The sequence below is a fragment of the Actinomadura sp. B10D3 genome (assembly GCF_039871695.1).
Lineage (GTDB): Bacteria > Actinomycetota > Actinomycetes > Streptosporangiales > Streptosporangiaceae > Spirillospora > Spirillospora madurae.
The window spans coordinates 419759-436844 of sequence record NZ_JBDPLY010000002.1 but is presented as its reverse complement, the minus strand read 5'-3'; the positions used below and the strand labels follow the sequence as shown (position 1 = coordinate 436844).

Here is a 17086-nt window from a genome sequence, read left to right as displayed (position 1 = left end):
CGCTCCGCGGCGGTCGTGGCGAAACAGGAGGATCATGCTTTCGGGGCTGGGGCGTCTCATCCACCGGCGGCGCTGGCCCGGTCTTGTCCTGATCCTGGTCACGACGGTGGTGGCCGGGGCCTGGGGCCTCGGCGTGTTCGCCAAGTTCAAGGAGGGCGGCTTCGAGGACCCGGACGCGTCCTCCACGCTCGTCGCCAAGCTCGGCGCGACCTACTTCGGCAGCACCAATCCCGACATGCTCGTCCTCTACACGAGCGACACAATGACGGTGGACGACCCGCGCTACGAGGCGGCCGTCGTCACCACCATCGCGCGGCTGCCCAGGGCCCAGGTCGAGGAGATCATCTCCTACTGGTCGTTCGACGGTAAGGCCGCGGACTCGTTCGCGTCCCACGACCGGCGCTCGACGTTCGTCGCCGTGAAGCTGAAGGGCGAGGACGGCGCGGCCCAGATCGAGAACTACCACGCCGTCAAGGAGCGCCTGGTCGCGCCCGGGCTCCGCGTCCAGTACGGCGGCGCCGTCCCCCTCGGCGAGGAGTTCGGCACGCAGGTCGTCAGCGACATCATCCGCGCCGAGATGATCACCGCACTGCCGCTGCTGATCCTGCTGGTCATCCTGTTCGGCGCCCTGGTCGCGTCGTTCCTGCCGATGGCCGTGGCCGTGTTCTCGATGATCGGCGGGCTGGCCGTCCTGCACCTGGTGACGTACGCCGCCGACGTGACGTCGTTCGCTCTGGAAGTCGTCACGATGATGGGCGTCGGCCTGGCGATCGACTACTCGCTGTTCATCATCAGCCGTTTCCGGGAGGAACTACAGCGCGGGATGGCCGCGCAGGGGCTGCCGCAGGGCAAACCCTGGAAGCGCGAACGCGACAAGGTCGCGCGCAAGGCGGCGAAGGCCGCGTACAAGGAGTCGCTCAAGCCCGTCCGGGAGACCGCCCTCGCCGCCACCATGGCGACCGCGGGCCGCACCATCATGGTCAGCGGCATCACCGTCTCCGCCGCTCTCGCGGGGCTCCTGCTGTTCCCGCAGATGTTCCTCCGGACGATCGGGCTCGCCGGCATCGCCACGGTCATGGTCGCCGTGTTCGGAGCGACGGTCCTGCTGCCGACGCTGCTGGCGCTCCTCGGGCCGCGCGTCGAGATCGGGCGGATGCCGTGGCGGCGTCCCACGTCCAGGCGCGCCCAGCGCGACCCGCACAGCGGCTTCTGGTACCGGCTCGGCACCAGCGTGATGAAGCACCCGCTGCCGTACTTCGCGGTCGTGCTCGTCATCCTCGCCGTGATGTTCGGGCCGTTCCTGAACGTCCAGTTCGGCAGCGTGGACGCCCGCGTCCTGCCCCCGGACAGCCCGACCCGCGCCGTGGTCGAGACGGTCAAGAAGGACTTCCCCAACGGGTCCGCCGAGCCCATCGACGTCGTCGTGTCCGGCGACCTCATCCCGCGCGACTGGAAGCCGACCGGGAAGGGCGACCCGATCCCGCCCTACCTGGAGGAGTTCAGGAAGCGCCTCACCGCCCTCCCCGGCGTCTCCGACGCGCAGTACACGGGCTACTCCGGCACCTACGGGGGCGTGCGCATCTCCGTGACGCACAAGTACGAGCCGATGGACCGGCACGCCCAGGACCTCGTCACCCAGATCCGCGGGATGAGCCTGTCCAAGGACGGCTACCCGATGCACATCGACGTCGGCGGCAGCACGGCCGCGCAGATGGACCTCATGTCGAGCCTGATGGAGTCCCTGCCCAAGATGGCGCTCGTCGTGGGGATCTCCACGTTCTTCCTGCTGTTCATGTTCTTCGGGTCGATCGTCCTGCCGCTGAAGGCGATCGTCATGAACGTGCTGTCGATCGGCGCCTCGTTCGGCGCGATCGTGTGGGGCTTCCAGTACGGGCACCTGGCCGGGCTGCTGGACTTCACCCCCACGGGCGGCGTCGAGGCCACCAGCATGATCCTCATCCTCGCGGTCGTGTTCGGCCTGTCCATGGACTACGAGGTGTTCCTGCTCAGCCGCATCCGGGAGGAGTGGGACCTCACCCGCGACAACCGCCTCGCCGTCGCCTCCGGCATGCAGCACACCGGTGGCATCATCACCAGCGCGGCACTGCTGTTCCTGCTGGTCATCGGCGCGTTCAGCATGGCCGGCATCACGGTCGTGAAGCTGATCGGCGTCGGCATGTTCGTCGCCGTCGTGGTGGACGCGGCCCTCGTCCGCTCGCTGCTCGTCCCGGCCACGATGCGGTTCATGGGCTCGGCGAACTGGTGGCTGCCCGGGTTCCTCGCCGGCCTCCACGCCCGCATGGACCTCCGCGAGCGCACCGCGTTCGCCCCCGCCGGCGCCACCGCGGTCCCGCCCCCGCTCCCGGACGAGCAGCCCTTCCCGTACGCGATCCACTGGGAGAAGGCGACCTCGCCCGCGACGGCTCCGGCCCCGGCTCCCGAGCCTCCCGCACCCGCGCCCGCGCCGGCGCCGGCGCCGCCCGAGCGCCCGCAGGTGGACGCGAACAACGCCTTCCGCCCCGCACGGCAGCCGAGCGAGCCACCCCAGATCGTCTTCCGGACGCCTCCGGGGGAGGACCCCAACGGGAACGGCCAGGGCCCGTGGACCCCGTGGGCGGACGGCCCGCCGCAGCCGCGCCCCGCGCAGCCGCCGCGCACCAGGCGGGTGATCGTCCCCAACCCCGACGGCTCCGGCTGGCACTGGGGCGAGGAGCCCGACGACTCCGCCTGAGCCCCGGGCGTGCAGAATGCCCTCAGCGCAGGAGGGAGTCGATGATCCGCGTCGCCCGGCCGACGCCGTCCTCGTCCCGGATGCGCCGGCCCAGCTCGCCCGCCCGGTCCGCCATCGCCGGGTCGCCGGTGGCGCGCCGGATCCTCGCGGCGAGCCGCGGCACCGTCATCGCGCGGAACGGCAGCGGGGCGGGCCCGGCCCCCAGGGCGGCCACGCGCTCGCCCCAGTAGGGCTGGTCGCCGAAGAACGGGCACACCACGGTCGGCACCCCCGCCCGCAGCCCCGCCGCGGTCGTCCCGGCGCCGCCGTGGTGCACCACGGCCGCCATCCGCGGGAACAGCCACGCGTGCGGGACGTCCCGGACGGCGAAGACCTGCTCGTCCGAACCCGCCGGATCGCCCTGCACGACGCCCCGCACCCCGGCGAGCCCGAGGGCCGTCCGCACCACCAGCCCGGTCATCTCCGCGTCCTTCGGCACCATGCTCCCGAACCCGACGTACACCGGCGGCGGCCCCGCGGCCAGGAACTCCGCCAGCTCCGCAGGGGGCTCCCACTCAGGTTCGTCCAGGAACCAGTAGCCGGTGAGGTTCACGTTCGGCCCCCAGTCCTTCGGCCTCGGGACCACGACCGGGCTGAAGCACGCCAGCACCGTCGCGCCGCCGGTCCGCCGGCCCCGCAGCGGCTGCCGCGGCAATCCCAGCGCCTCCTCGCGCCAGGGATTGATGAACGGGCGCGACAACTGCCAGGCGATCTGATCGACCGCGAGGAAACTCAGCCGATTCGACCACGGACCGAATACGCGCGCTTGCGGAACGAAAGGATGCGGAAACGCACCGGTCGGTTCGCTCGGCTGGAAATGAATCAGCGCCCAAGGAATACCGAGATGTTCACCAATGTGTCGCGGGAGGAAACCCAGAGTCGGGCCCAGGATCAGATCCGCGTCCTTACAGGCGTCCGAACACTCGGCCAGCAATCGCTCCGCCATCGGCCCGAGGATGCGCCGGAACCCGCCGAGGAACGTGATCGGGTTGCGGCCTCCGGCCAGCAACTCCTGGCCCGCGTCCGATTCCAGGATCTCCGCCGGGTCGGCGGTCAGCGGCGCGAGGTCCAGGCCCGCCGCGGCGGCCATCGGCGCGTACCGCGCGCTCGCCACCAGCCGCACGTCGTCCCCCCGGGCCCGCAGCGCCTTCCCCAGCGCCACGCAGGGCTGGATGTCGCCCCGCGACCCCGCCGCGAAGATCACGATTCGGCTCACGCTGCCTCCTACCAGGCGTCCTCGCGCGGAGCGATCTCCGGCTCCTCGGCGGGCTCGTCGTCGGGCACGTACGGCTCGTACCACCCCTCGGGCGGCGCCGGCCGGCCGTCGCCACCGTCCGCGGCGGCGTCGCCGCCCACGTCCGGCCCCACCTCGCCGCCGGCAGGCTCCGCCTCCGCGGCGCCGGGCCGCGCGACGACCCGCCATATCCGCTCGCCGTGCTCCTCGTGCACGGCCTGGCCGGCATCCGGGGCGCCCGGCTCGGCGGCGTCCTCGGCCGCGCCGGGCGGCGGCGGGGACGGTGGCGGGGGCGGCCACGGGGCCGCCGGGGAGTCGTCGGTCCAGGTGAAGGTGTCGTCCGCGGGCTTGGGTTCGGCGTCGGTCCACCAGTGCGGGCCCGGGGTGGGATCGGGGGCGGGCTCGTCGGGCACGGACTCGTCCTCCCAGGTGAGGGCGAGGGGGACGGGCTCGGCGGGAGGAGCGGGCGCGGTCAGCGCGACCGGAGCGGGCACGGGCTCCCGCACGGGCTCGGGCACAGGCTCAGGCTCGGGCACGGGCTCGGACAGGGGCTCGCGCACGGGCACGAGGTCGGGCGCGGTGAGGACCGGGACGGGGTCGCGGGGCGTCGCGGCCGGATCGGGCGCCGCGCGCGGCGGGGACGCGACGAGAGGCGCCGTCTTGCCGTGCTTGGGGCCCAGCCAGCCGCGCCGGCTCGGCAGGGTGACCCCGCTGATCAGGCCTCCGATGAGGACCACGGCGGCGCCGAGGATGAGGCCGGAGGCGGTGCCGTGCCGGAAGGTCTCCAGGTCGGCGGCGCTCGCGCCCTCGTCCGGGACGGCGTGCACGAGCAGCCCGACGATCGCGATGCCGAACGCGCCGGACGCCTCGCGGATCACGTTGATGACGCCGCTCGCCACCCCGGCACGCTTCTCCGGGACGGCCTTGAGCACGTACATCACCAGCGGCATGCCCATGGCGGCGCCGACGCCGATGAGCAGGACGCCGGGCATGAGGTCGGCGTAGCCGTCGCCGGTCCGCAGGGCGGAGAACAGGAACATGCCGACGCCCATCAGCCCCATCCCGGCGCCGATCGTGGGGCGCGGGCCGATCCGGGCGGCCAGCAGGAAGGCCACCGGGGTGAGCAGCATGATCGTGATGGCGGGGGGCAGCATGACCAGCCCGGCCTCGGTCGGCGAGAAGCCGAGGAAGCGCTGCAGGAACGGCTGCGAGTAGAACATCATGCCGTTGAAGCCGATGCCGTAGAGCATCTGCGACACCAGCCCGCCGGTGAAGACCCGGTTGCGGAAGAACCGCAGGTCGATCATGGGGTCGGGGGCCCAGCTCTCCACCAGGACGAAGCAGCCGAGGGCGACCGCGCCGAGGACGAAGACGCTGAGCACCGACGGGTCGGCCCAGCCGTGCTTGTTGCCGGACTCCAGCCCGTAGATGAGCGCGAACAGCATCGTCGCGGAGATCAGCACGCCCGGCAGGTCGATGCGGGCGTGCCGGTTCTCGCCGTGCGGGGTGAGGACGAACAGCCCGAGCAGGATCACCAGCACGCCGGGGACGATGTTGATGAGGAAGATCCAGCCCCAGTGCCAGTGCTGGACGATGAACCCGCCGATCGCGGGGCCGAACGCGGTCGCGGTGGACGCGGCGCCGATGAACACGATGTTGCCGAGCGAGCGCTGCTTGTCGTTGCGCCCGACGGTGACCATCACCTGCGTGGCGGGCAGCACGAGGGCGGCGCCGGCGCCCTGCACGATGCGGGCCAGGATGAGCACGTCGGAGCTCTGCGCGAGCCCGCAGACCGCCGAGGCCCCGGTGAACACGACCATGCCCGTGGTGAAGGTGAGCCGGCAGCCGAAGACGTCGCTGAGCCGCCCGCCGGTGATCATCAGGCAGGAGAACATCAGGATGTACCCGGCGGCGACCCAGTCCTTCGCCGAGGAGGACATCCCGAGGTCGTCCATGATCGTGGGCAGCGCGGTGAAGACCACCGTGTTGTCCATGGTGGTCATGAACGCGCTGACGGCCACCACCGCCAGCGCCCACCGGTACCGTCCCCGGGTCACCCTTCTGCGCGGCGGTGACTTCCGCACCGTCCGCGGAAATCCGCCGCTTCCCCCTAAATAGAGTCGTCGCTATTGTTACTATTGGTTCGCATCTCGTTACTCAGCCCTGACTCCGGGCCTAGGTTCCACAACTATCCCATCAGGCCACATTGGTTACTGCCGAGTCTTGTCATCACCGTGACAAGACGGGTGCGAGAAAAGTGGTCTGGGTGCGCATCGTGAGCGCGCGGGCGTAAGACAAAGTTGGTCCCTCCGCTTCGATGAACGATCCCGGTTTCATGGGGGGAACCCAGCGCATGCAGAGCAATGATCGTTCCGGAGCCGCGCCCCACCTCACGCACGACGAGACTCGGATCAGCGAGGATTCGGTCCGCCGGCACCTGATCGAGCAGATCGCGCGCCGCTCCCGGACCACCGCCGCCGAGATCGACCCGGACCGGCCCCTTGAGGAGTTCGGGCTGGCCTCCCGGGACGCCGTCGCGATCGCCGGCGAGCTGGAGCAGCTGCTCGGCCGCGCCCTGCCGGCCACGCTCGTGTGGGAGCACCCGACGATCAACAAGCTCTCGGTGGCGCTGGCGGGCGGCGAGGCGCCCGCGCGGCGGGACGAACCGGGACCGGCCGTGCGGCAGGCCGCGGACGGCGAGCCGATCGCCGTCGTCGGTGTCGGCCTCCGCTTCCCCGGCGGCGACCGCGACCTGACCGGCCCCGCCGGCTACTGGCGCTTCCTGACCGGGCGCGGCGACGCGATCCGCGAGGTGCCGGAGGGGCGCTGGGACCCGTTCGACGACGGCTCCCCCGAGGTCGGCGACCTGCTCGGCAGGACGACGCGGCTCGGCGGCTTCCTCGACGACGTCGCCGGGTTCGACGCGCAGTTCTTCGGGATCACGCCGCGGGAGGCCGCGGTGATGGACCCGCAGCAGCGGCTCGTCCTCGAAGTGGCGTGGGAGGCGTTCGAGCACGCGGGCATCGGCCCGGCGTCGCTGCGCGGCAGCCGGACCGGCGTGTTCGTCGGCGTGTCGGCGCCGGAGTACGCGGCGTTCACCGCGTCCGACCTGGCGTCCCTGGAGCCGTTCACGGCGACGGGCGCCGCGCTCGGCATCATCGCGAACCGGCTGTCGTACCTGCTCGACCTGCGCGGCCCCAGCATGATCGTCGACACCGCGTGCTCGTCGTCGCTGGTCTCCACCCACCTCGCCGTCCGGGCGCTGCGGAGCGGCGAGGCCGATGTGGCGCTGGCCGGCGGAGTGAACCTGCTGCTGTCGCCGACCGTGACGATGACGTTCGACCTCGCCGGCGGGACGGCCGCCGACGGGCGCTGCAAGGCGTTCGACGCGTCCGCCGACGGCATGGTCCGCGCGGAGGGCTGCGGCGCCGTCGTGCTGAAGCGCCTCTCGGACGCGACGCGCGACGGCGACCGGATCCTCGCGGTCATCCGGGGGTCCGGCGTCAACTCCGACGGGCGTTCCAACGGCCTCGTCGCCCCCAACTCCGACGCGCAGCGCGCCCTGCTGCGGGACGTGTACGCGGCCGCCGGCGTCGACCCGCGCGAGGTCGACTACGTCGAGGCCCACGGGACGGGGACGTTCCTCGGCGACCCGATCGAGGCGAAGGCGGTCGGCGAGGTCCTCGGCGCGGGCCGCGATCCCGGAGAACCGCTGCTGCTGGGGTCCGCGAAGTCCAATCTCGGGCACATGGAGTCCGCCGCGGGCATGGCCGGGCTCATCAAGACCGTCCTCGCACTGCATCACAAGGTCATACCGCCGAGCGCGCACTACAAGGAACCGAATCCGCACATTCCGTTCGACGAGCTGCGCCTCGCGGTGGTCGCGGAGGAGACGCCGTGGCCCGAGCGGGGCCGCGCCGCACGGGCCGGCGTGTCCGGGTTCGGTTTCGGCGGGACGAACGCGCACGTCCTCCTGGAAGAGGCGCCCGAGCAGGAGGCGAAGGCTCGGCCGGCCGTCGTCCGGACGTTCCCGCTGTCCGACACCAGCGACGACCGTGTCCGCGACCATGCGGCCCTCCTCGCCGGGTGGCTGCGGGACCAGGACGTGAAGCTCGCGGACGTCGCCTACACCCTGCACCGGCGCGGTGGCCGCGGACGGGCCCGCGCCGCCGTCGCCGCCCGGGGCCGCGCGGACCTCGTCGAAGGCCTGACCGCGCTCGCCGAGGGACGTCCCCACCCGGGTGTGGTGACCGGCACGGCGCTCGGCGCTCCGGGCCGTCCCGTGTGGGTCTTCTCCGGATACGGCGCGCAGCGGCCGGGCATGGCGCAGCGGCTCCTGGAGGAGGAGCCCGCGTTCGCCGAGGCCATCGACGACCTGGACGGCCTCTTCGCCGAGGAGGGCGGCCCCGGCCTCTGGGAGCTGCTCGAAGAGGGCGGCAGGCCGGACGGCCCCGCCGACACGATGCCGGTGCTGTTCGCGATCCAGATCGGCCTCGCCCGCATGTGGCGGGCGTACGGCGTCACACCCGGAGCGGTGGTCGGCCATTCGATGGGCGAGGTCGCGGCGGCCGTGGTCGCCGGCGCGCTCACGCCGGAGGACGGCGTCCGCGTCATCTGCCGCCGGTCCCGCCTGCTGACGCGGCTCGTCGGCGGCGGCGCGATGGCGGTGCTCGGCGCGTCCGCCGGGGAGGTGGCGCGCCTCGCGGACGGGCTGCCCGAGGTGTACGCGGCCGTCCACTCCTCGCCGAAGCAGACCGTGGTCACCGGCGACGCCGGCCGGGTCGCCGAGATCGTCCGGCGGGCGGAGGCCGAGGGGCGGCTCGCGCGGATGGTCCAGGCCGAGGGCGCCGGGCACTCGCCGCAGGTCGACCCGCTGCTGCCCGACCTGCGGGAGCGGCTCGCGGAGGTCGGCGCCGAACGCGGCACGCCCTTCGCCGACGGCGTCCGGTTCTACACCACCGCACTCGACGATCCCCGCGCCTACTTCGGGTCCGATGCGGCGCTCGGCGTCGACCACTGGGCCGCGAACCTGCGGAACGCGGTGCGGCTCACCGACGCCGTGGCCGCCGCCGCCGAGGACGGGTTCCGGACGTTCGTCGAGATCAACGCGCACCCGATCCTGGCGCACGCCGTCGGCGAGACCCTCGACGGGACGGGCGCGCTCGTCGCCCACACGCTCAAGCGGGCGCGCAAGGGCCAGGAGACCGACGACACGCTGACCTTCCACGCGCAGCTCGCCACGCTGGCCGCGCACGGGCACACCGTCGCCGGGCCCGCCGACGGACGCGTCGCCGACGTCCCGCAGTCGCCGTGGCGGCACGAGCGGCACTGGGTCGACCTGCCGGCGCGCACGGCGGGCGGGCACGGCGAGCACCCGCTGCTCGGCGCCCACGTGGAGATGCCCGGGGAAGATCGGCACGCCTGGCGCGCGGACGTCGGCGTGGCCGCGCAGCCCTGGCTGGACGGGCTGCGCGTCCACGGGCTGGCCGCCCTGCCGGTCGCCGCCTTCGCGGAGATGGCGCTCGCGGCGGGCGCGACCGCGCTCGGCATCGAGGACGTCCGCGTCAACAGCCTGTGGATCGAGCGGCCCCTCGCCCTGGCCGAGCACACCACGGTGACGACGACGTTCGCCGAGGCGGAGCAGCGGGTGGAGATCCACGCGCTGACCCCGGCGGGCGGCTGGGCGCGGCTCGCCAGCGCGGACGTCGGCGAGGACGACCGCGGCCCCGCCCCGGCCGAGGCCGGCGCCGCCACCGAGGTCGCGGCGGCCGAGCGCGGCAGCCGCCACTACCGCCTGCACCCCGAGATCTTCGACCGCTGCCTGTCCGTGCTCTCCGGTGAGGCGGCCTCCGGCGGCGGTGGCGTCTGGTTGGCCGACACCATCGGAAGCCTCCGCGTGTACGGGCCGACGCATCGCGGCGGTCACGTCCAGGCGAGGGTGACGCGCGACGACGAGGGAGTGACGGGCTCCGTCACTCTCCTGGCCGCGGACGGCCAGGTCCTCGCCGAAGCGACCGGCATCGCGCTTCGCCAGGTCGAGCGGCATGACGTCCCGGTCCCGGTCGCCGACAAGCTGATCGAGCTCGTCTGGGACGAGGCGCCCCTGCCCGATGACCAGGACGAGACCGCGGGCGGCGCGACGTGGCTGGTTCTGGGCGAGGGGGACGACGCCCTGGCCACGGCCACGGCGGACGGGCTCGAAGAGCGCGGGAAGAGGGTCGTCCGGCATCGGGTGATGAACCGGCCTCCGGACGACCATCCGGCCATGGCCGAGCCGGTCGAGGGCGTCGTGCTCGTCCCGCCGGCCGATCTCGTCGACGAGGACCTGGTGCTCGCCGTCGCGGGCGTCAGCCGTTCCCTGCCCGACGGGCCCCGCCTCTATGTCGCGACCCGCGGCGCCCTGCCCCTCGCGGGGGAAGGGCTGCCCGGCCACGGCTTCGTCAGCGCGCTCACGCGCGTGCTGGCCTTCGAACGGACCGCCCAGCGCGCCACGCACGTCGACGTCGACCGCCCGGCGGATCTCGTCGCGGAACTCCTCGCCGGCGGCGAGGCGCGCGAGGTCGCCTGGCGCGGCGGCACGCGCCGCGTCGCCCGGCTCGCGCAGGCCGTCCTGCCGGAGACGCCGCCGCGGAGGAAGCGGGTCGTCCGGCGCGGCGGCGCCTACGTGATCACCGGCGGCTACGGCGGCATCGGCCTCGTCACCGCCCGGCTGCTGGCCGAGCGCGGCGCGGGGCGCATCGTGCTGTCCGGCCGCGGCGGCCCCGGCGCCGACGCCGAGAAGGTGATCGCCCGTCTCCGCGAGAGCGGCGTGGACGTGGGCGTCGTCCTCGGCGACATCGCCGAGCCCGGCGTCGCCGAGCGTCTCGTCCGGGTGGCGCAGGAGGGCGGCGCCCGGCTGTGCGGCGTGCTGCACGGCGCCGGCGCGATCGACGACCGGCTGATCGCCGACCTCGGCCCGAACGATCTCCACAGGGTGTGGACGGCGAAGGTCGAGGGCGCCCGCCGGCTCAGCGAGGCCACCTGGGACCTCGACCTCGACTGGTTCGTCGCGCACTCGTCGGCCGCCGCGCTGCTCGGCTCGCCCGGCCAGGCCGCCTACGCCGCCGCGAACGCCGCGCTCGACGCGCTGGCGGCGCACCGGCGCGCCAACGGGCGCCCCGGGACCACCATCAACTGGGGCACCTGGTCGCGGGTCGGCGGGGCGGCCGAGTCGTCGGTCGCCGTCATCGATCCGATCAGCCCGGACGAGGGCGCCGAGGCGCTGGAGACGCTGCTCGTCCACGACCTCCCCGCCACCGGCGTGCTGCGCTTCGACCCGGCCACCGCGGTCGGGCTGTTCCCGGAGATCCGGACCATGCCGTACTTCGCCGCGCTCACCGCGGCGGCGGACGAGCAGGGCGGCGACCAGGGCGACTGGCCCGGCGTGGAGGCGCTGAAGGACCTCGACCCCGGCGCCGCCCGCGCGATGATCGCCGCGCAGATCAGGCACCGGATCGCGGCCGTCCTCGGCTTCGATCCGCAGCGCCTCGACCCGGCCGTCCCGCTCACCGACCTCGGCCTCGACTCCCTCGTCGCGGTCCGGATCAAGAGCGGCGTGGAGCACGACCTCGGGCTGACCGTCCCGGCGTCGGTCCTGCTCCAGGGCGCCAGCGTGAACGCGTTCGAGGAGTGGGCGGCGGGCGAGCTCGGCCTGTCCGGCGCCCCGGCCCCCGCCCCGGCGGCCGCCGCGAACGCCGAGTCCGGGTACGTCATGCCGCGCGACGCCGCCGAACGCCTCGCCGTCCGGATCTTCGAGGACGTCCTCGGCCTCGACCGCGTCGGCGTCACCGCGGACTTCTTCCGCGACCTCGGCGGCCAGGACCACCAGGCCGACCGGATCGTCGCGCTCGTCGCGAAGGAGCTCGGCGGGGACGTCACCCGCGGCGAGCTGTTCGCGGTCCCGACGGCGGAGAACGTCGCCGAGTACATCCGCGCGGCGGACGAGGAGGCGGCACGGCAAACGGTCCGGGCCCTCAAGGCCTTTTCCGGGGGGCGTGGGGGGTCGTCCCCCCACAATGACTCGCCTTCTGGGGAGCGGAGGCCGCTTTTCATCGCGCATCCGGCGGGCGGCACCACGGCCTGCTACCGGCAGCTCGTCGACCTGCTCGGCGACGACCAGCCGGTGTACGGGCTGGAGCGGTTCGAGGACGCGCCGCCCGTCGAGGAGCGCGCCACCCGCTACGTCCGGCACCTGGTGGAGGCGCAGCCCGAGGGCGCGTTCCGGCTCGGCGGCTGGTCGTTCGGCGGCGTGCTGGCCTACGAGACCGCCCGGCAGCTCACGGCGGCCGGCCGCGAGGTCGAGTTCGTCGCGCTGTTCGACGCGGGCCTGCCGCTGCGGGTGGACGACGAGTCCGACACCCTCGCCCGCCGGTTCTCGGCGTTCGCCGACTACATCAACGAGACGTACGGCCTGGACGTCACCCTCACCTACGAGGAGCTGTCCGGGCTGGACGAGGAATCGCAGTTCGCGCTGGTCATGGAACGTGCGGCGCCGCTCGTGGACTACATCCCCCCGGCCGCCCTCACCCACCAGCTCACGTCCCACCAGGACACCCGTTCCCTGGAGGCGTACCGGCCCGAGCCCTACGACGGGCACGTCATCCTGTACCACGCGCCCGAGGAAACCCCCTGGGCCGTCCGGGATGCCCGCTATGTGCTCGACGGGACCAACGGTTTCGGCGGGCTCTGCTCCCACCTGGAGATCGTCACGATCCCCGGGGCGCACCATCTCAACCTGCTCGACCCGCCGGGTGTGGACGTTCTCGCCGCACACCTGGAGGCACGGCTGGCGGGACGGCGGGAGCGCGACGCCGTCCCCGCCCTCGACACGGCCCGCTGAGGGCCGCCCCGAAACCCGTTCCACGGAGGACACCCATGGCCCACCCCGGCTCGTCCCACGATCTGCTCGACGCCGTACGCTCCGGCGCGAGCGGCCAGGAGCTCCAGGAGATCGACCTGCCGACCCGATTCCGCGCCGCGTTCACCCGCAAGGACGAGGTCGGCATCTTCGAGGGCCAGGCGGACAAGGACGTGCGCCGCTCGATGCACATCGGCGAGGTCGAGATGCCCGAGATCGCGCCCGACGAGTGCGTCGTCGCGGTGATGTCCGCGGCGATCAACTTCAACACCGTCTGGTCGGCGATCTTCGAGCCGGTCCCGACGTTCGCGTTCCTGGAGAAGTTCGGCCGCCAGGGCTGGTACGGCGCCCGGCACGACCTGCCGTACCACATCCTCGGCTCGGACGGCGCGGGCGTCGTCGTGCGCACCGGCAGCGGCGTGAAGAGCTGGAAGGTCGGCGACAAGGTCGTCCTGTCCCCGTCCTACGTGGACGAGGAGGACCACGGCTCCTACGACGACGGCATGATGTCGGAGACGCAGCTCGCCTGGGGCTTCGAGACCAACTTCGGGGCGCTCGGCGAGTTCTGCGTCGTCAAGGCGAACCAGCTGATCCGCAAGCCCGCCCACCTGACGTGGGAGGAGGCCGGCTCCACCACCCTGTGCGCGGCTACCGCCTACCGGATGCTCGTCGGCTCGCACGGCGCCCGTATGAAGCAGGGCGATGTCGTGCTGGTCTGGGGTGCGACCGGCGGGCTCGGCTCGTTCGCGACGCAGCTCGTCAAGAACGGCGGCGGCATCCCGGTCGGCGTCGTGTCGTCGGACGAGAAGGCGGAGCTCGTCCGCTCCCAGGGCTGCGAGCACGTGATCAACCGCAACGACCTGGAGCTCGGCGAGCAGGGGCTGCGGCACCCGAAGGCGGGGCGGATGCTGGGCGAGGCGATCCGGCGGCTCGTCGGCGAGGACCCCGGCATCGTGTTCGAGTACCTCGGCCGCGAGACGTTCGGCGCGTCCGTCTACGTCGCCAAGCGCGGCGGCAAGGTCGTCACCTGCGGCTCGTCGACCGGCTACAAGCACGAGTACGACAACCGGTTCCTGTGGATGCGGCTGAAGAGCATCATCGGCTCGCACGGCTTCAACTACCACGAGGCCGCCGAGGTCAACCGGCTGATCGGCCTCGGCATGATCCACCCGACGCTGTCGGCGGTGTTCCCGCTGGAGGGGGCGGGCGAGGCGACCCGCGCCGTCCAGACGAACCGGCACGTCGGCAAGGTCGCCGTCCTCTGCGGCGCCACCGGGGAGGGCCAGGGCGTGGACGACCCCGCCCTGCGCGAGAAGATCGGCGAGGAGAGGCTGAACCTCTTCCGCCGCTGAGGTCTCCGCTTCGGGGACGGGTCCGGCTGCCGCCGGGTCCGTCCCCCGCCTCATGTCGGCAGCGGCCGCTCGCCGACGACGTGCTTCATCACGAGCGTGGAGTTCAGCCGCTGCACGCCGGGCAGGGCGGACAGGACGTCGTCCTCCAGCTCCTGGTAGGCGGTCAGGTCGGCGGTGACGATGCGCAGCAGGTAGTCGGGGTCGCCGAAGAGCCGCTGCGCCTGGACGACCTCGGGCACCCGCGCGACCGCCGCCTCGAAGCCGAGCAGGGTGTCGCGATCCTCCTGCCGCATAGTGACGAACACGAGCGCCTGGAACGTCAGGCCGAGCGCGGCGGCGTCCACGATCGCCCGGTAGCCCCGGATCGTCCCGTTGCGTTCCAGTTCTCGAAGCCGCCGGTGGCACGGCGAGACGCTCAGCCCGACCCGCGCCGCCAGCTCGGTGACCGTCAGGCGGCCGTCCTCCTGGAGCACAGCAAGGATCTTCCGGTCGATCGCGTCCATGGAGAAGATGCTTCCACAGAAGGCCGATCATCGAGGGAAGCTTGGAACCATCTTCGACTGGATCGAACGTACTCTCCCCGTAATGGCCGCCATCGAGGGAGAAACGCCATGGCCGTCGGTTCGGTACTCGCCTTCTGGGCGATCGCGTTCCTGCTCATCGCCGTCCCGGGCGCGGACTGGGCCTTCACCATCGGCGCCGGCCTCCGCGGCCCGGTCCTCCCCGCGGTGGGCGGCCTGGTCGCCGGGTACGCCGCCGTCACCGCCGTGGTCGCGGCCGGGGTCGGCGCCCTGGTCGCCGGTTCCCCGGCGATGCTGGGCGGCCTCACCCTCGCCGGCGGCCTCTACCTCATGTGGCACGGCGTGACGACGTTCGCCCGCCCCGCCGAGCCCTCCGTCCGGGACGAGCCGGGCACCGGCCTGCACACGTTCCTGCGCGGCGTCGGCGTCAGCGGCCTGAACCCGAAGGGATTGCTGATCTTCCTCGCGCTGCTGCCCCAGTTCACCGACCCCGCGGACGGGTGGCCCGTCGCCGCGCAGATCGGCGTCCTCGGCCTGGCCTTCATGGCCACGTGCGGGGTCTTCTACTTCTGCCTCGGCACGCTCACCCGCACCGTCCTGGACGCCCGCCCGGCCGCCGCGCGGCTCACCGGCCGCTTCTCGGGCGCCGCCATGACCGCGTTGGGCGCCTGGCTCCTCGTGGACCACGTCCTGCACTGACGGACCGCCCGCCCGCGGATGCGCGGGCGGGCGGTCCGTGTCCGGGTCAGGAGCCGGTCAGCTTGGCGTAGACGATCAGGTTGTCGGTGTAGTGGCCCGACTTCGGATCGAAGGCGCCCCCGCAGGTCACGAGCCGGAGGGACGCGTGGTCCAGCGCCTCACCGAAGACCTTCTTGTGCGGGAAGGCGTTCTTGTTCACGCGCTGCGCCCGCTCCACGGCGAACTTCGCGGTGGTCCCGTCCTTGCGGCTGATCTGGATCTCGTCGCCGGGCTTCAGCTCCTTCAGCCGGTAGAACACGGCCGGCTTCCTGTGGGCGTCGACATGGCCGAGGATGACCGACGGGCCGACCTCGCCCGGCGTGACGCCCTCCTTGTACCAGCCCGCCAGGTTGGGCCTGCTCAGCGGCGGCTCCTCGATCCGCCCGTTGGCCAGCAGCCCGATCTGGCTGACCGGGGCCGACACCCCGATCTTCGGAATGGCGATCTTGGTCGGTAGCGAATGGGACAGGGAAGAGGTGTTCGACGCGGCCGTCGTCCCGCCGGGCGTCCCGCTCACCGCGGGCTCCGGCGTGTCCGAGGAGGCGGACGTGCCGCCGCCCCCGCAGCCGCTGAACAGCAGTCCGGTGAGCAGCGCGCCGGCCGCCGCGGTCAGGACGCGGCGACCGGCCGCCGATGCTGATGAGGCGGGCAACGTTACGACCGCTCCCGCACCGTCCTGCGGCGCAGCGCGACGGCGCCGAGCCCGGCGGCCATGAGCGCGCCCCACGCGGCGGCGAGCACCGGGGCGGGCGAGCCGTCCGGCTGCCCGTACATGCTGCCGTCACCGGTGTTGACCGGCCCGATGGGGATCTTCGGCGTCTTCGGCTCCATGTTGTTGCCGCCCTTCTCCGGGCTGGTGCTGAACCGGACCGAGCCGAAGCCCTTGCAGACCACCGTCGCCGTCGTCGGGTCGGGCAGGTTGCTCCGGAACTTGCCGGTGGCGGTCCAGGTGGCCTTCCCGACCTTCTTCACCGGCAGCGGGTTCTGGGTGTAGCCGTTACCGTTGATCGTCACCGTGCTCGGGCAGGTCACCGTGAACGTCGTCGACAGACCGGGCGCGACGCGGCGGCTGGACAGCTTCACCTTGTCGTAGCCGAACTTGAACGTCGGCTTCGTCGGCGACGGGCTCGGCGACTCCGTCGGCTCACCACCGCCGCCGGGCTTGGCGGCCTGCCAGCGGAGCTTCCCGTCCTTGGCCTTCTTGCACACCATCAGCGTGCCCTTCTCCGTCTTGCCCAGGGCTCCGGGCTTGTCGCAGAAGGCGCCGGGGGTGACCGGTTCGGGGGTCGCGAGTGCGGGGCCCGCCATCCCGAGCACCAGGGAACCCGCGGCGATCGCCGCCGCGGCCAGCCGAGTTGCGCGCATTGCCTTTCTCCTCTGATCGGGGGCTCCCGTGCCCTCCGGGCGAGGACCGCACTTCGGCGATGGCGGGGAATGCCGCGGGCCGGCGGCAAACATGCGAGTGCGCTCGTGGTCCGTTCCCGGTGAGACGCAGGAGAATGATGGGCCCGAAGCTTAACGGCGAGCCATTGCGACACAACCCCGTACATGGGGAAAGATTGGCTGTCTGACCGA

9 protein-coding genes are annotated in these 17086 nt (G+C 72.9%); 4 read left to right on the top strand and 5 right to left on the bottom strand.

Features of this window, described 5'->3' with window-relative positions:
* The first annotated feature begins 34 nt into the window (after nucleotides 1-34).
* Nucleotides 35-2731, top strand: a complete 2697-nt coding sequence (locus ABGB11_RS05315; protein ID WP_347629343.1) for an MMPL family transporter — start codon at nucleotides 35-37, stop codon at nucleotides 2729-2731.
* A gap of 22 nt (nucleotides 2732-2753) precedes the next feature.
* On the opposite strand, the gene ABGB11_RS05310 is transcribed toward ABGB11_RS05315, so the two are convergent.
* Nucleotides 2754-3986, bottom strand: coding sequence for a glycosyltransferase (locus ABGB11_RS05310; protein ID WP_347629341.1), 1233 nt, complete (start codon nucleotides 3984-3986; stop codon nucleotides 2754-2756).
* Between the two features lie 8 nt (nucleotides 3987-3994).
* Nucleotides 3995-6061 carry an MFS transporter gene (locus ABGB11_RS05305; protein ID WP_347629339.1) on the bottom strand — a complete coding sequence of 689 codons (2067 nt, stop codon included), beginning with the start codon at nucleotides 6059-6061 and terminating at the stop codon, nucleotides 3995-3997.
* A gap of 296 nt (nucleotides 6062-6357) precedes the next feature.
* Between ABGB11_RS05305 and ABGB11_RS05300 the strand changes: the two genes are divergently transcribed.
* Both ABGB11_RS05300 and ccrA read left to right on the top strand, forming a co-directional pair.
* Nucleotides 6358-12882 carry an SDR family NAD(P)-dependent oxidoreductase gene (locus ABGB11_RS05300; RefSeq protein ID WP_347629337.1) on the top strand — a complete coding sequence of 2175 codons (6525 nt, stop codon included), beginning with the start codon at nucleotides 6358-6360 and terminating at the stop codon, nucleotides 12880-12882.
* Between the two features lie 35 nt (nucleotides 12883-12917).
* The gene (gene ccrA / locus ABGB11_RS05295) at nucleotides 12918-14252 is read left to right on the top strand and encodes a crotonyl-CoA carboxylase/reductase (protein ID WP_347629335.1); all 1335 of its coding nucleotides are present in this window, start codon (nucleotides 12918-12920) and stop codon (nucleotides 14250-14252) included.
* Nucleotides 14253-14302: 50 nt separating this feature from the next.
* Here ccrA and ABGB11_RS05290 read toward each other — a convergent pair whose 3' ends face one another.
* Complete coding sequence (locus tag ABGB11_RS05290; RefSeq protein WP_347629333.1) at nucleotides 14303-14755, bottom strand: Lrp/AsnC family transcriptional regulator; 453 nt, start codon at nucleotides 14753-14755, stop codon at nucleotides 14303-14305.
* A 108-nt stretch (nucleotides 14756-14863) separates the two neighbouring features.
* Between ABGB11_RS05290 and ABGB11_RS05285 the strand changes: the two genes are divergently transcribed.
* Nucleotides 14864-15472 carry a LysE family transporter gene (locus ABGB11_RS05285; RefSeq protein WP_347629331.1) on the top strand — a complete coding sequence of 203 codons (609 nt, stop codon included), beginning with the start codon at nucleotides 14864-14866 and terminating at the stop codon, nucleotides 15470-15472.
* 46 nt (nucleotides 15473-15518) lie between these two features.
* On the opposite strand, the gene ABGB11_RS05280 is transcribed toward ABGB11_RS05285, so the two are convergent.
* Together ABGB11_RS05280 and ABGB11_RS05275 are read right to left on the bottom strand one after the other, a co-directional pair.
* Complete coding sequence (locus ABGB11_RS05280) at nucleotides 15519-16163, bottom strand: class F sortase (protein ID WP_347629329.1); 645 nt, start codon at nucleotides 16161-16163, stop codon at nucleotides 15519-15521.
* A 2-nt stretch (nucleotides 16164-16165) separates the two neighbouring features.
* Entirely contained in the window at nucleotides 16166-16876 is a 711-nt protein-coding gene (locus ABGB11_RS05275; RefSeq protein WP_347629328.1) for a hypothetical protein, read from the bottom strand.
* Between the last annotated feature and the right edge of the window lie 210 nt (nucleotides 16877-17086).

Coding starts and splice junctions, on each gene's coding strand:
- ccrA (WP_347629335.1), top strand. CDS start 12,918: ATGGCCCACCCCGGCTCGTCCCACGATCTGCTCGACGCCGTACGCTCC.
- ABGB11_RS05285 (WP_347629331.1), top strand. CDS start 14,864: ATGGCCGTCGGTTCGGTACTCGCCTTCTGGGCGATCGCGTTCCTGCTC.
- ABGB11_RS05315 (WP_347629343.1), top strand. CDS start 35: ATGCTTTCGGGGCTGGGGCGTCTCATCCACCGGCGGCGCTGGCCCGGT.
- ABGB11_RS05290 (WP_347629333.1), bottom strand. CDS start 14,755: ATGGACGCGATCGACCGGAAGATCCTTGCTGTGCTCCAGGAGGACGGC.
- ABGB11_RS05300 (WP_347629337.1), top strand. CDS start 6,358: ATGCAGAGCAATGATCGTTCCGGAGCCGCGCCCCACCTCACGCACGAC.
- ABGB11_RS05275 (WP_347629328.1), bottom strand. CDS start 16,876: ATGCGCGCAACTCGGCTGGCCGCGGCGGCGATCGCCGCGGGTTCCCTG.